This window comes from Streptomyces sp. HUAS MS02 (genome assembly GCF_055702265.1).
The window spans coordinates 684,042-697,698 of the sequence record NZ_CM146747.1; the positions used below are offsets into that span (position 1 = coordinate 684,042).

The window sequence follows — 13,657 nt, forward strand, 5'->3', positions numbered from 1 at the left end:
CGCTCGGCGACGTGCCCCCGCCCCCCGACCCGACCCCCGTACTCATCTCACCGTAAGGACTGATCGCACATGGCAACCCATCCCGAAGCCGCAGCTCTGCTCGCCCGGTCCCGGCGGCTTGGTGCCGATCCGCGGAACACCAACTACGCCGGTGGCAACGCGTCCGCCAAGGGAACCGACACCGACCCCGTCACCGGCGGCGACGTGGAGCTGATGTGGGTGAAGGGGTCCGGGGGCGACCTGGGCACGCTGACCGAGGCCGGGCTCGCCGTGCTGCGGCTGGACCGGATGCGGGCGCTCGTCGACGTCTACCCGGGGGTCGACCGCGAGGACGAGATGGTGGCCGCGTTCGACTACTGCCTGCACGGCAAGGGCGGAGCGGCGCCGTCGATCGACACCGCGATGCACGGGCTGGTGGACGCGGCCCACGTGGATCACCTGCACCCGGACTCCGGGATCGCGCTCGCCTGCGCGGCCGACGGCGAGAAGCTGACCGCCGAGTGCTTCGGGGACAGTGTGGTGTGGGTGCCGTGGCGGCGGCCCGGGTTCCAGCTGGGCCTGGACATCGCCGCCGTGAAGCGGGAGAACCCGCAGGCCATCGGCTGTGTGCTCGGCGGACACGGGATCACCGCCTGGGGCGACACCGCCGAGGAGTGCGAGAAGAACTCGCTGCACATCATTCGCACGGCCGAGCGTTTCCTGGAAGAGAAGGGGAAGGCCGAGCCGCTCGGGCCCGTCGTCGAGGGGTACGCCGCGCTGGACGGCGCGGAGCGCCGGGAGCGGGCCGCGGCCCTCGCCCCGCACATCCGGGCCATCGCCTCGCAGGACAAGCCTCAGGTCGGGCACTTCGACGACTCCGAGGTCGTCCTCGACTTCCTGGCCGCCGCCGAGCACCCCCGCCTCGCCGCCCTGGGTACCTCCTGCCCCGACCACTTCCTGCGGACCAAGGTCCGCCCGCTCGTGCTGGACCTTCCGCCGAGCGCCGACCTCGACGCGGCGATCGCCCGGCTGAAGGAACTGCACGCCGAGTACCGCGAGGAGTACGCCGCCTACTACCAGCGGCACGCCGAGCCCGGCTCCCCCGCGATGCGCGGCGCCGACCCGGCGATCGTGCTGATCCCGGGTGTGGGCATGTTCAGCTTCGGCAAGGACAAGCAGACGGCCCGGGTGGCCGGCGAGTTCTACGTCAACGCGATCAACGTGATGCGGGGCGCCGAGGCGGTGTCGACGTACGCGCCGATCGAGGAGTCGGAGAAGTTCCGCATCGAGTACTGGGCGCTGGAGGAGGCCAAGCTCCAGCGCATGCCGAAGCCGAAGCCGCTGGCGACCCGGGTGGCGCTGGTGACCGGTGCGGGCAGCGGGATCGGCAAGGCGATCGCCCACCGGCTCGTGGCCGAGGGCGCCTGTGTGGTCGTCGCCGATCTCAACGCCGAGAACGCCGCCGCCGTCGCCGAGGAGCTGGGCGGGGCGGACAAGGCCGTCGCCGTGACCGTCGACGTGACCGACGAGGGGCAGATCGGGGAGGCCTTCAAGGCCGCCGCGCTGGCCTTCGGCGGTGTCGATCTCGTCGTCAACAACGCGGGCATCTCGATCTCCAAGCCGCTGCTGGAGACGTCGGCCAAGGACTGGGACCTGCAGCACGACATCATGGCCCGCGGGTCGTTCCTGGTGGCGCGCGAGGCGGCGCGGGTGATGATCGCGCAGGGTCTGGGCGGCGACATCGTCTACATCGCCTCCAAGAACGCCGTCTTCGCCGGCCCCAACAACATCGCCTACTCCGCCACCAAGGCCGACCAGGCGCACCAGGTGCGGCTGCTCGCCGCCGAACTGGGTGAGCACCGCATCCGCGTCAACGGGGTCAACCCCGACGGTGTGGTGCGGGGTTCGGGGATCTTCGCGGCCGGCTGGGGTGCCCAGCGCGCGGCGACCTACGGCATCGAGGAGGAGAAGCTCGGCGAGTTCTACGCCCAGCGGACCATCCTCAAGCGCGAGGTGCTGCCGGAGCACGTGGCGAACGCGGTGTTCGCGCTGACCGGCGGGGAGCTGACGCACACCACCGGGCTGCACGTCCCGGTCGACGCCGGCGTGGCCGCCGCGTTCCTGCGATGAGCACGCACGTCATGAGCGGGACTCCGGCGAGCGGGGCCGTGAACTCGTACGTGGCGGTCGACCTGGGTGCCTCCAGCGGGCGTGTCATGGTCGGCCGCGCGGGGCGGGACTCGCTGGAGCTGGTCGAGGCGCACCGGTTCCCGAACCGGCCGGTGCGGACGCCTGAGGGGCTGCGCTGGGACGTGCTGTCGCTGTATGCGGGCGTACTCGACGGGCTGCGGGCGGCCGGTGCCCTCAGCAGTGGACGGATCGACTCCGTGGGCATCGACAGCTGGGCCGTCGACTACGGGCTGCTGGACGCCGACGGTGCCCTGCTGGGCAATCCGGTGCACTACCGGGACGCCCGGACCGACGGTGTCGCGGAGAAGGTGTGGACGACCGTGCCCGCCGCATGGTTGTACGCGGCGACCGGGTTGCAGTACGCGCCGTTCAACACGCTGTACCAGTTGGTCGCCGCCCGGTCGTCCGCACAGTTCGCCCATGCCGAGCGGTTGTTGCTCATCCCCGACCTGCTGACGTACTGGCTGACCGGGGAGCCGGGCACCGAGCTGACCAACGCCTCCACCACCCAGCTGATCGACCCCCGGACCCGTGACTGGTCGCGGGACGTCGCGGACCGGCTCGGCATCGACCTCGGCCTGTTCGCACCGCTGCGGCGGCCCGGTGATCCGGCCGGCCTGCTGCGGCCCGAGGCGCTCCAGGCCACGGGGCTCCCCGGCCCGGTCCCGGTGACGACGGTCGGCTCGCACGACACCGCCTCGGCGGTGGCGGCCGTGCCGGCGACCGGGGAACGGTTCGCGTACATCTGCACCGGCACCTGGTCGCTGGCGGGCCTGGAGCTTCAGGCCCCGGTGCTGACCGAGGCGAGCCGGGCGGCCAACTTCACCAATGAGCTGGGGCTCGACGACACGGTCCGTTACCTCCGGAACATCATGGGACTGTGGCTGCTCCAGGAGTGCGTGCGGGAGTGGGGGGACCCGGATCTCGGTGAACTGCTGCGGGAGGCCGCGACGGTGCCCGCGCTGCGGTCGGTGGTGGACGCCGGGGACGCGGCGTTCCTCGCTCCGGGCCGGATGCCCGAGCGGATCGCGGAGGCGTGCCGGGAGTCGGGGCAGCCCGTCCCGGCGACACCGGCCGAGATCACCCGCTGCATCCTGGACTCGCTGGCCCTCGCCCACCGGCGGGCCGTCGCCGAGGCCCAGGCGCTGGCCGACCACCCCGTCGACGTCGTCCACATCGTGGGCGGCGGCACCCGCAACGCCCTGCTCTGCCAACTCACGGCCGACGCCTGCGGGCTGCCGGTGGTGGCCGGACCGGCGGAGGCGGCCGCCCTGGGCAACGTCCTCGTCCAGGCCCGCACCCACGGCCTGGTCGGCGACCGGGCCTCGATGCGGCGACTCCTCGCCCGCACCCAGCCGCTGGCGCAGTACGAGCCGCAGGGCGACCCGGCGGCCTGGCGCGCGGCGGAGGACCGGCTCACCTGCAGGTGAGCCGGTCCTCCGCCGGCGGGAGCTCCCCCGGCAGGGCTCCCCCAGCGAGGCTCCCCCGACGGGAACTCCTCCGGCGACGATCGGTGCGCGGCTCAGCCGCCTCGCGGCGGCCCCGTGTCCGCCGATCGTCACGCGGGGCCTCTCGCCCTTCGCGTTCGCACGTCGTACTCTGCACTCATCCGATGATCGACTCTCAAGGAGCCGCGATGCGTGTCGCTCTGTTCCTGACCTGTGTCAACGACACGCTCTATCCGGACACCGGCCGCGCCGTGGTGAAACTGCTGACCAGGATGGGTGTCGACGTCGACTTCCCGATGGGTCAGACCTGCTGCGGGCAGGCGCACTACAACACCGGGTACCGACGGGATGCCGAGCCGCTGGCCCGGCAGTTCTCCGATGTATTCCGGGAGTACGAGGCGATCGTGACACCGTCCGGCTCGTGCGGGGCGATGGTGCGGGAGCTGTATCCGCGCATGGGTGAGCGGGCCCGGGCCGAGGGGCGCGGGGACGGTCTGGCGCGGACGCTGGCGCCGGTCGTGCCGAAGACGTACGAGCTGACCGAGTTCCTGGTGGACGTGCTGGGCGTGACGGACGTCGGCGCGTACTACCCGCACAAGGTGACCTACCACCCGACCTGCCACGGGCTGCGGAGCCTCGGTCTCGGCGAGCGGCCCCGGCGGCTGCTGCAGGCCGTCAAGGGGCTGGAACTGGTGGAGTTGCCCGGCGCGGACGAGTGCTGCGGCTTCGGCGGCACGTTCGCCGTGAAGAACTCCGATGTCTCGGCGGCGATGGGCGCGGACAAGGTGCGCAACGCCGAGTCGACGGGCGCGGAGGTGCTGTGCGCGGCCGACAACTCGTGCCTGATGCACCTCGGCGGCACGATGACCCGGCTGCGGACGGACCTGCGGCCCGTCCACATCGCGGAGATCCTGGCGAGCACGGAAGAGGAGCCGCTGGTATGAGCGGGACGTATCTCGGGATGCCGGCGTTCCCGAAGGCGGCGCACGAGGCCGTGCGCGACGAGACCCTGCGCGGGAATCTGCGCCACGCCACCCACACCATCCGCGCCAAACGCGCCAACGCGGTCGCGGAGGTGTCCGACTGGGCCGCGCTCCGCGAGGCGGGCAAACAGATCAAGGACCATACGCTCCGTCATCTCGACCGCTATCTGGTCCAGTTGGAGGAGTCGGTCACGGCGGCGGGCGGCACGGTCCACTGGGCCGCCGACGCGGACGAGGCCAACCGGATCGTCACGTATCTCGTCAAGGCGACCGGCGAGAGCGAGGTCGTCAAGGTCAAGTCGATGGCCACGCAGGAGATCGGGCTGAACGAGGCGCTTCAGGCCGAGGGCATCCACGCCTACGAGACCGATCTCGCCGAACTCATCGTGCAGTTGGGCAAGGACCGGCCCTCGCACATCCTGGTCCCGGCGATCCACCGCAACCGGGGCGAGATCCGGGACATCTTCACGCGCGAGATGAGCAAGTGGGGCCGCCCGGCCCCCGAGGGTCTGACCGACACGCCCGCCGAGCTGGCGGAGGCGGCGCGGCTGCATCTGCGGGAGAAGTTCCTGCGGGCCAAGGTCGGTGTCTCCGGCGCCAACTTCATGGTCGCGGAGACGGGCACGCTGGTGGTCGTGGAGTCCGAGGGCAACGGCCGGATGTGCCTCACCCTCCCCGAGACGCTGATCTCGGTCGTCGGCATCGAGAAGATCGTGCCGACCTGGCGGGACCTGGAGGTGTTCCTGCAGACCCTGCCCCGCTCCTCCACCGCCGAGCGCATGAACCCGTACACCTCCACCTGGACGGGCACCACCGACGAGGACGGCCCGGGGACCTTCCACCTGGTCCTCATCGACAACGGCCGCACCGACACGCTCGCCGACGAGGTCGGCCGGCAGGCCCTGCGCTGCATCCGCTGCTCGGCCTGTCTCAACGTCTGCCCGGTGTACGAGCGGGCGGGCGGCCATGCCTACGGTTCGGTGTACCCGGGCCCGATCGGCGCCATCCTCAGCCCTCAACTGAGGGGCATCGGAAGCGAGATCGACTCCTCCCTGCCGTACGCCTCGTCGTTGTGCGGCGCCTGCTACGAGGTGTGTCCGGTCGCCATCGACATCCCCGAGGTGCTGGTGCACCTGCGGGAACGGGTGACGCAGGGCGGCCCGGTGACGGAAGGGGGCAACAAGGTCGTGCTCAAGCCCGCGAAGGGGCACGCGGCCGAGCGGGCGGCGATGCGCGCGGCCCGGTGGGCGTTCAGCCACCCCGGCGCGCTGCGCACCGGGCAGCGGCTCGCGTCCCGCACGCGCCGCTTCCACCCCCGTACGCTGCCGGGCCCCGGCAGGGCCTGGAGTGGCAGCCGGGACCTTCCCGCGCTGCCCGCCGAGCCGTTCCGGGACTGGTGGCAGCGCACGAACGGTGGAAAGGACACGGGCAAGTGAGCAGCAGGGAACTGATCCTGGGCCGGGTGCGACGCGCCCTCGCCGACGTGCGCGGGGACGACACTCCGTACGAGCGGGCCGTGCGGCGGGACTATCTCCGGGAGCACGGCGGGCTGAGCGCCGACGAGACGGTGGAGTTGCTGGCGGAGAACCTGGCGGACTACCGGGCGCTCGTGCACCGCACCGACGCGGACGGACTCGCGGAGGTGATCGCAGGGCTGTTGCGCGCGCACGGCTCCACGTCGGTGCTGGTGCCGTCGGGCCTGCGCGAGGACTGGCTGTCGGCGACCGATCTTGCGAGGGTGCCGGACCGGGGCGAGAGCACCGCGCACGAGTTGGACCGGGTCGACAGTGTCGTCACGGCCTGCGCCCTCGCGATCGCCGAGACCGGCACGATCGTGCTGGACGGCTCCCCCGACCAGGGCCGCCGCCGGATCACGCTCGTGCCCGACCATCACATCTGCGTCGTCCGTGTACCGGACCAGGTCGTGTCGTCGGTGCCGCAGGCGCTCGAACTCCTGGACCCGGCCCGCCCGTTGACGTGGATCTCGGGCCCGTCCGCCACCAGCGACATCGAACTGGACCGGGTGGAGGGCGTGCACGGCCCGCGCACCCTGGAGGTGGTTCTGGTGACCGGGGGTGGAGGCCGGGACTAGGGCCTCCCGGCCAGCGCCTCGGCGGCCACCCTGAGGTCGGACACCAGTCCCGCGTAGGCGGCGTCGCGGTCGTCGGCGCGGAGTACGGCGGAAGGGTGCAGGGTGGCGACCGCGTACGGCCCCGGCGATCCGTCCGTGGGCAGGGGCAGCAGTGTGCCGCGGTCCTTGGTGACCCGGAAGGAGCCGCCGAGCAGTGCCCCTGCCGGCGGTGGCGCCGAGGGCCACCACGATCTCGGGCCGGACGAGGCGGAGTTCGGCGAGCAGCCAGGGGCGGCAGGCGGCGACCTCGCGCAGGTCGGGGCCTTGTGGATCCGGCGTCTGCCGCCGCCCGGGGGCCGGGTGAACTTGAAGTGCTTGACCGCGTTGGTCACATAGGCCGTGTCCCAGTCGATCCCGGCCTCGTCGAGGGCGCGCCGCAGCAGCCGCCCGGCGGGGCCGACGAAGGGCTCGCCCTGCCGGTCCTCCTGGTCCCCCGGCTGCTCACCGACGAGCAGGAGCCGGGCGGACCCGTCCCCCTTGCCGAAGACGGTCTGCGTGGCGTCCTCGTACAGGGGACAGGGACAGCCCCGGCACTCGGCTGCGGCCCGGCGGTGGGCGGGGAGCCCGCCGCGACTCGGGAGGAACGGTTCGGCGTCGTAGGCCCGCGGGTCCGGTGAGCGGGCCTTCGTGGGGCTCGCGTGCTCGATGGGGCTCATCCGGGGCACCTCCTCGGGTGGAACCGGGAACCCCGAGTACCCCTCCCGCCGTCGCGATGCACGGGCACCGGCTCCCGTGGGGCACCCAGGGACGAATGGCCGCCTTTCTCGCGCTGACGTCCGCCGCGCTGAACGGCGGAGGACCCGACGGCCGGGCGGAACCGGCGGGGAACCGGCCCGGTGGCGCCCCCGCGACGGGGCCGGGGGGCGATCGCGGGGTGCCCGGGATCCGGGTCGGGGCGGCCCTGGAGGGGCTGGTCGCCTGCCTGGGGGTGGCGGTGCCGTACCTCGGGTCGGCCCAGGCCGGTGCGGGCGGCGGGGTGTGGCCGGTGGTCGCGGGGTGGGCGGCGGTGGTGGTCCGGTCGGCACCGGGCTGTGGCGGCGGGCCGGGCGGTTCCGGCGGCCGACGGCGGTGTGGGCGGCGGCGGCCGCGATCGGGGCGGGGGCCGCTCTCGCGTTGTTCCCCCACCTCTGGGCGGCCCAGCGGCAGGGTGCCCGTGGTGGTCGTCCTGGCCTCCCTGTATCCGGCCGTCCCACGGTCCTCGGCTGACCCTGCTCCACGAACGGGTGAACTTCCGGCAGACGGCCGGGTCCCTCGGAGCCGCGCTCGCGATCCTGCTGCTCACCTTGGGCTGATTCGATCACCCCAGCCGCAGGTAGGGGCCACGCAGGCCCTGCCGGAGCGGCTACGGACCGTGGCCGGCGCACCACTGAAACTTGGATCGTTCGTTTTCTTGAACTGTTCGTGTTTATGAGGGTAGGTTGGTCGCCATGACCGCATCCCAGCCCCCGAACACCGCCGAGGAGCTGCGCGGTGCCGGCCTGCGGGTGACGGCCGCGCGCGTGGCGCTGCTGGAGACCGTCCGGGACGGCGACCACCTCGGCGTCGAAGCGATCGCCGCGGGCGTGCGCGATCGCGTGGGCCACATCTCGCTCCAGGCCGTGTACGAGGCCCTGACCGCGCTCGCCGGCGCGGGGCTCGTACGCCGCCTCGAACCACCCGGCAGCCCGGCCCTGTACGAGGGGCGTGTCGGGGACAACCACCACCACCTCGTGTGCCGCAGTTGCGGTGTCGTGGTCGACGTCGACTGCGCGGTCGGGCACGCCCCGTGTCTGACCGCCTCCGACGACCGCGGCTTCGCGATCGACGAGGCCGAGGTCATCTACTGGGGCCTGTGCCCCCCATGTTCCGAAGCCAGCAGTTAGCACCGTGATCCACCAGTTCCGGAAGGACTCCCATGACTGAGAACCACGACGCGATCGTCACGGACGCGAAGCCCGAGGAGACGGGAGGCTGCCCGGTCGCCCACGGACGCGCCGCGCACCCGACCCAGGGCGGCGGGAACCGTCAGTGGTGGCCGGAGCGGCTCAACCTGAAGATCCTCGCCAAGGACCCGGTCGTCGCCAACCCGCTGGGTGAGTCGTTCGACTACGCCGAGGCGTTCAACAACCTCGACCTCGCGGCCGTGAAACAGGACATCGCGGAGGTGCTCACCACCTCGCAGGACTGGTGGCCCGCCGACTTCGGCAACTACGGCCCGCTGATGGTCCGTATGGCCTGGCACAGCGCCGGCACCTACCGCATCCACGACGGCCGCGGCGGTGGCGGTCGCGGCCAGCAGCGCTTCGCGCCGCTGAACAGCTGGCCGGACAACGGCAACCTGGACAAGGCCCGCCGTCTGCTGTGGCCGGTGAAGAAGAAGTACGGCCAGGCCATCTCCTGGGCCGACCTCATGATCCTCACCGGTAACGTCGCCCTGGAGCAGATGGGCTTCGAGACCTTCGGCTTCGCCGGCGGCCGCGCCGACGTGTGGGAGGCCGACGAGGACGTCTACTGGGGTCCCGAGACCACCTGGCTGGACGACCAGCGCTACACCGGCGACCGCGAGCTGGAGAACCCGCTCGGCGCCGTCCAGATGGGTCTGATCTACGTCAACCCGGAGGGCCCGAACGGCAACCCGGACCCGCTCGCCGCGGCCCGCGACATCCGTGAGACCTTCCGCCGCATGGCGATGAACGACGAGGAGACCGTCGCCCTCATCGCCGGTGGCCACACCTTCGGCAAGACCCACGGCGCCGGCCCCGCGGACAACGTGGGCGACGACCCCGAGGCCGCCTCCATGGAGCAGCAGGGCCTCGGCTGGAAGTCCACCTACGGCACGGGCAAGGGCGGCGACGCCATCACCTCCGGCCTGGAGGTCACCTGGACCACCAAGCCGACCCAGTGGAGCAACGACTTCTTCGACATCCTCTTCGGCTACGAGTGGGAGCTCACCCAGAGCCCCGCCGGCGCCAACCAGTGGGTGGCCAAGGACGCGCAGGCGATCATCCCCGACGCCCACAGCGACGCCAAGAAGCTGCCCACGATGCTCACCACCGACCTCTCGCTGCGCTTCGACCCGGTCTACGGCGAGATCTCCAAGCGCTTCCACGAGAACCCCGACCAGTTCGCGGACGCCTTCGCCCGCGCCTGGTTCAAGCTGACCCACCGTGACATGGGCCCGAAGTCGCTGTACCTCGGCCCGGAGGTCCCGGCGGAGACCCTGATCTGGCAGGACCCGCTGCCGGCGGCCGAGGGCGAGGTCATCGACGCCGCCGACATCGCGGCGCTCAAGAGCAAGCTGCTCGCCTCGGGTCTGTCGGTCTCGCAGCTGGTGTCCACCGCGTGGGCGTCGGCCTCCACCTTCCGCTCCAGCGACAAGCGCGGCGGCGCCAACGGTGCCCGGATCCGTCTGGAGCCCCAGCGCGGCTGGGAGGTCAACAACCCGGACGACCTGCGTCACGTCCTGAGCGTCCTGGAGGGCGTCCAGGCGGAGTTCAACTCCGGCTCCGGCGCCAAGAAGGTCTCCCTGGCCGACCTGATCGTCCTCGGCGGTGCCGCCGCGGTCGAGAAGGCCGCCAAGGACGCCGGCTACGCGGTCGAGGTGCCCTTCACCCCGGGCCGGGTGGACGCGACCGAGGAGCACACGGACGCCGAGTCGTTCGCGGCGCTGGAGCCTGCGGCCGACGGTTTCCGCAACTACCAGGGCAAGGGCAACCGCCTGCCCGCCGAGTACCTGCTGATCGACCGGGCGAACCTGCTCTCGCTGAGCGCCCCCGAACTGACGGTCCTCGTCGGCGGTCTGCGCGTCCTGGGCGCCAACCACGCCCAGTCCACGCACGGCGTCTTCACCGACACCCCGGGCGTGCTCACCAACGACTTCTTCGTCAACCTGCTCGACCTGGGCACGACCTGGAAGTCCACCTCCGCCGACCAGACCCTCTTCGAGGGCCGTGACGCGGACACCGGTGCGGTCAAGTGGACCGGCACCCGTGCCGACCTGGTCTTCGGCTCCAACTCCGAGCTCCGTGCCCTCGCCGAGGTCTACGCGAGCGACGACGCCAAGGAGAAGTTCGTGAAGGACTTCGTCGCGGCCTGGGCCAAGGTCTCCGACCTGGACCGGTTCGACCTGGTCTGATCCTCCCGGGCCGATCGGCCCAGGTCCTCCGATCGACCTGGTCCGATCGGCCCGAGCACGCGGCCGGGCCGGCTCCTCACGGGGCCGGCCCGGTCGTTTCGTGTGCACGCCGGGGTGCCCTGCGGGGGCGGCTCCGGCTGACGGGCGGGCGTGCCGGTGTGCCGCTCGTGCTGTTCGCGCCGTTCCACTGCGGCTGCTGGGACACGCCCTCCGGGGTCGGCCCGGACGGCCGCGGCGACCCTCACCCCGGTCGGCCAGGCAGCCGCCCCGACCGCGTGGGGGCGATGACGAGTTCCTCGACGACCGTGCGCGCGGGGAGCGTGGCGCACAGCAGGACGGCGCGGGCCACGTCCTCCGGTCGCACCATGGCGGCCCGTCGCTCCGCGCTCGGTGGTTCCGGGCGGCTGTCCAGGACCGGGGTGTCGACCTCGCCCGGCAGGACACAGGTGGCCCGGACCAGGTCGTCGCGGTAGGTGTTGCGCAGATAGGCCATGAAGTTGCGCACGCCCGCCTTCGCCGCGCCGTACGGGGCTCCGCCGAGGGACGTGGGCCGTACGGCGGCGAGCGAGGAGATGGTGATGATCGAGCCGCCCCCGCGCTCCAGCATGTCCGGGAGGACGGCCCGGGTGAGCAGATAGACCGCGGTGAGGTTGACGTCGACCACGGCGTGCCACTCGTCCTCGCCGAGCCGGCGAACGTCACCGACCCGGCCGGCCGCGCCGGCGTTGTTGACCAGGACGTCCACGGGGCCGGCCGTGTCCCGGGTCCAGCGGATCAACTCCCGCACCTCGTCGGCGTCCTCGACGTGGGCCGGGCGGGCGAACGCCGTGCCCCCGGCGTCCGCGACGGCGGCGGCCACCTCGGCGAGGACATGGGGCCGGCGTCCGACGAGGACCACGGTCGCGCCCTCCTCGGCGAGCATCAGGGCGGTCGCCCTGCCGATGCCGGTGCCCGCCCCGGTGACCAGCGCGGTCCTCCCGTCGAGCGGTCCTGTGCGCCTCCGGTCCGGGTCTCCCATGTCCGTCCGCCCTCTCCGCCGTGAACTCACCGCCGCCGCAAGGCAGTTCACCGTGGACGGGTAGCGCCGGTCAACGGGTCGGCAGCCGGACGCCCAGCTCGGCCGCCGCCGACCGCAGCAGCGGCACCATGGCGACCAGGTCGTCCATGCTGCGGCGGAAGGCGGGTGCGGCGGTGGACAGGGCGGCGAACACGGTGCCGTCGGGGCGCAGGATCGGCACCGCCACGGCGCGCAGACCGGCGTGGTGCTCCTCGTCGGCCGTGGCGTAGCCGAGCTCGGCGGCACGGGCGACGTGGGCGCGCAGGACGTCGCGGTCGGTGACGCTGTTCGGTCCGTGCGGGGTGAGGTCGACGCGGGCCAGGAGGTCGGCGCGTACGTCGTCGGGGGCGAAGGCCATCAGGACCTTGCCCATCGAGGTGCAGTGCAGCGGACCGTGGCGTCCGGGGTCGCTGCGGACGCCGATCGGGAGGGGGCCGTCCACGTAGTGCACGTACAGGTGCCGGGTGCCGTCCAGGACGGACATCAGGGTGGCTTCCTCGGTCTGCCGGGTCACGCGCTGCATCACGGGCAGGGCGGTGCCGGCGAAGCCGTACACCTGACCGGCCTGCTGGCCGAGCTGGAAGAGTCTGAGTCCGGGCTTGTAGCGCTTGCCGTCGGCCTGGAACTCCACCAGGCCCTCACGGCAGAGGGAGTTGACCAGCCGGTGGGCCGTGCTGACGGGGACGCCGCTGGCGCGGGCCAGTGCGGACAGGGTGATGCCGTGCGGGTGCTCGCCCACCAGGACGAGCAGCCGGATCGCCCGTCCGACCACGTCCGCCGGTACCTCGCTGCCGCTCACAGCGGCAAATTACCACTGACCGGAAAGACCTTCCGCTCAGCGGGGCGCTCCGCCCTCCCGCTCGTGGCCGGCACCCCCTCGGTTGACAGCGGCCGTCCGTCGCGCCGACGATGCTTTCCATTGAGCAGACAGCGTTTCCACTCAGTGGGAAAAGAGGTCTTCGTGAGTCACCCCCTCTTCGACGTCACCGGCAAGGTCGCCCTGGTCACCGGGTCGAGCCGGGGCATCGGCCTCGCGCTGGCCGTGGGCCTGCTGGAGGCCGGCTGCACGGTCGTCCTCAACGGCCGGGACGCCGTCGCCCTGGAGACCACCCGCGCGGAGCTGGGCGACACGTTCGGGGAGGCGGTTCTCGCGGAGGCCTTCGACGTCACCGACCCCGCGGCGGTCGCCGCCGCCGTCACCCGCGTGGAGGAGCGGACCGGTCCCATCGACATCCTGGTCAACAACACCGGCGCCCAACGCCGAGCGCCCTTCCTCGACTTCACCGACGAGGACTGGCACGCCCTGCTCGCCACCAACCTCACCGGCGCCTTCCTCGTGGGCCGCGAGGTTGCCCGCCGGATGGTCCCCCGGGGCCACGGCAAGATCGTCAACATCTGCTCGCTGCAGAGCGAGGCGGTACGCCCCGGCATCGCGCCCTACGCGGCGACCAAGGGCGGCCTGAAGATGCTGACCAAGGGCATGTGCGCCGACCTCGGGCCGCACGGCATCCAGGTCAACGGCATCGGCCCCGGCTACTTCGACACCGAGCTGACCTCCGCGCTGGTCACCGACGAGGAGTTCAGCTCCTGGGTGCGCGGGCGGACGCCGGCCGGACGCTGGGGCAAGGTGGAGGATCTGGTCGGTGCCCTGCTGTTCCTCTCCTCCCCCGCTTCCGACTTCGTGAGCGGCCAGCTGCTGTACGTCGACGGCGGCATGCTGTCCGTCCTGTGACCCCGCCGACCCCCAAGGAGCCC

At 72.3% G+C, this 13,657-nt stretch carries 11 protein-coding genes; 8 read left to right on the forward strand and 3 right to left on the reverse strand.

The annotated features are described in order from the left end of the window. Positions 1 to 69 precede the first annotated feature (69 nt). From ACZ9QC_RS03040 to ACZ9QC_RS03060, 5 genes are all read left to right on the forward strand, one after another. Entirely contained in the window at positions 70 to 2,109 is a 2,040-nt protein-coding gene (locus ACZ9QC_RS03040) for a bifunctional aldolase/short-chain dehydrogenase (RefSeq protein ID WP_472918678.1), read from the forward strand. A gap of 11 nt (positions 2,110 to 2,120) precedes the next feature. After that, positions 2,121 to 3,599 carry a rhamnulokinase gene (locus ACZ9QC_RS03045; protein ID WP_472918679.1) on the forward strand — a complete coding sequence of 493 codons (1,479 nt, stop codon included), beginning with the start codon at positions 2,121 to 2,123 and terminating at the stop codon, positions 3,597 to 3,599. Between the two features lie 206 nt (positions 3,600 to 3,805). After that, positions 3,806 to 4,561, forward strand: a complete 756-nt coding sequence (locus ACZ9QC_RS03050) for a (Fe-S)-binding protein (RefSeq protein ID WP_472918680.1) — start codon at positions 3,806 to 3,808, stop codon at positions 4,559 to 4,561. Continuing rightward, positions 4,558 to 6,036 carry a LutB/LldF family L-lactate oxidation iron-sulfur protein gene (locus tag ACZ9QC_RS03055; protein WP_472918681.1) on the forward strand — a complete coding sequence of 493 codons (1,479 nt, stop codon included), beginning with the start codon at positions 4,558 to 4,560 and terminating at the stop codon, positions 6,034 to 6,036. Before ACZ9QC_RS03050 ends, ACZ9QC_RS03055 begins: the two co-directional genes overlap by 4 nt. Next, the gene (locus ACZ9QC_RS03060) at positions 6,033 to 6,692 is read left to right on the forward strand and encodes a LutC/YkgG family protein (RefSeq protein WP_472918682.1); all 660 of its coding nucleotides are present in this window, start codon (positions 6,033 to 6,035) and stop codon (positions 6,690 to 6,692) included. Before ACZ9QC_RS03055 ends, ACZ9QC_RS03060 begins: the two co-directional genes overlap by 4 nt. Here ACZ9QC_RS03060 and ACZ9QC_RS03065 read toward each other — a convergent pair. Continuing rightward, positions 6,689 to 7,387 (reverse strand): uracil-DNA glycosylase family protein, encoded by a 699-nt coding sequence (locus tag ACZ9QC_RS03065; RefSeq protein WP_472918683.1) that lies wholly within the window; start codon positions 7,385 to 7,387, stop codon positions 6,689 to 6,691. The genes ACZ9QC_RS03060 and ACZ9QC_RS03065 overlap by 4 nt on opposite strands. Before the next feature lie 771 nt (positions 7,388 to 8,158). Between ACZ9QC_RS03065 and ACZ9QC_RS03070 the strand changes: the two genes are divergently transcribed. Together ACZ9QC_RS03070 and katG are read left to right on the forward strand one after the other, a co-directional pair. Next, positions 8,159 to 8,593, forward strand: a complete 435-nt coding sequence (locus ACZ9QC_RS03070) for a Fur family transcriptional regulator (RefSeq protein WP_472918684.1) — start codon at positions 8,159 to 8,161, stop codon at positions 8,591 to 8,593. A gap of 32 nt (positions 8,594 to 8,625) precedes the next feature. Beyond that, positions 8,626 to 10,845 (forward strand): catalase/peroxidase HPI, encoded by a 2,220-nt coding sequence (katG, locus tag ACZ9QC_RS03075; RefSeq protein WP_472918685.1) that lies wholly within the window; start codon positions 8,626 to 8,628, stop codon positions 10,843 to 10,845. 241 nt (positions 10,846 to 11,086) lie between these two features. Here katG and ACZ9QC_RS03080 read toward each other — a convergent pair whose 3' ends face one another. Both ACZ9QC_RS03080 and ACZ9QC_RS03085 read right to left on the reverse strand, forming a co-directional pair. After that, on the reverse strand, positions 11,087 to 11,863 hold the full coding sequence (locus tag ACZ9QC_RS03080) for an SDR family oxidoreductase (protein WP_472918686.1): 777 nt from the start codon (positions 11,861 to 11,863) through the stop codon (positions 11,087 to 11,089). A 70-nt stretch (positions 11,864 to 11,933) separates the two neighbouring features. Next, complete coding sequence (locus ACZ9QC_RS03085; RefSeq protein ID WP_472918687.1) at positions 11,934 to 12,701, reverse strand: IclR family transcriptional regulator; 768 nt, start codon at positions 12,699 to 12,701, stop codon at positions 11,934 to 11,936. Positions 12,702 to 12,863: 162 nt separating this feature from the next. Here ACZ9QC_RS03085 and ACZ9QC_RS03090 point away from each other — a divergent pair, with 162 nt between their 5' ends. After that, the gene (locus tag ACZ9QC_RS03090; RefSeq protein WP_472918688.1) at positions 12,864 to 13,634 is read left to right on the forward strand and encodes an SDR family oxidoreductase; all 771 of its coding nucleotides are present in this window, start codon (positions 12,864 to 12,866) and stop codon (positions 13,632 to 13,634) included. The last annotated feature ends 23 nt before the right edge of the window (positions 13,635 to 13,657 follow it).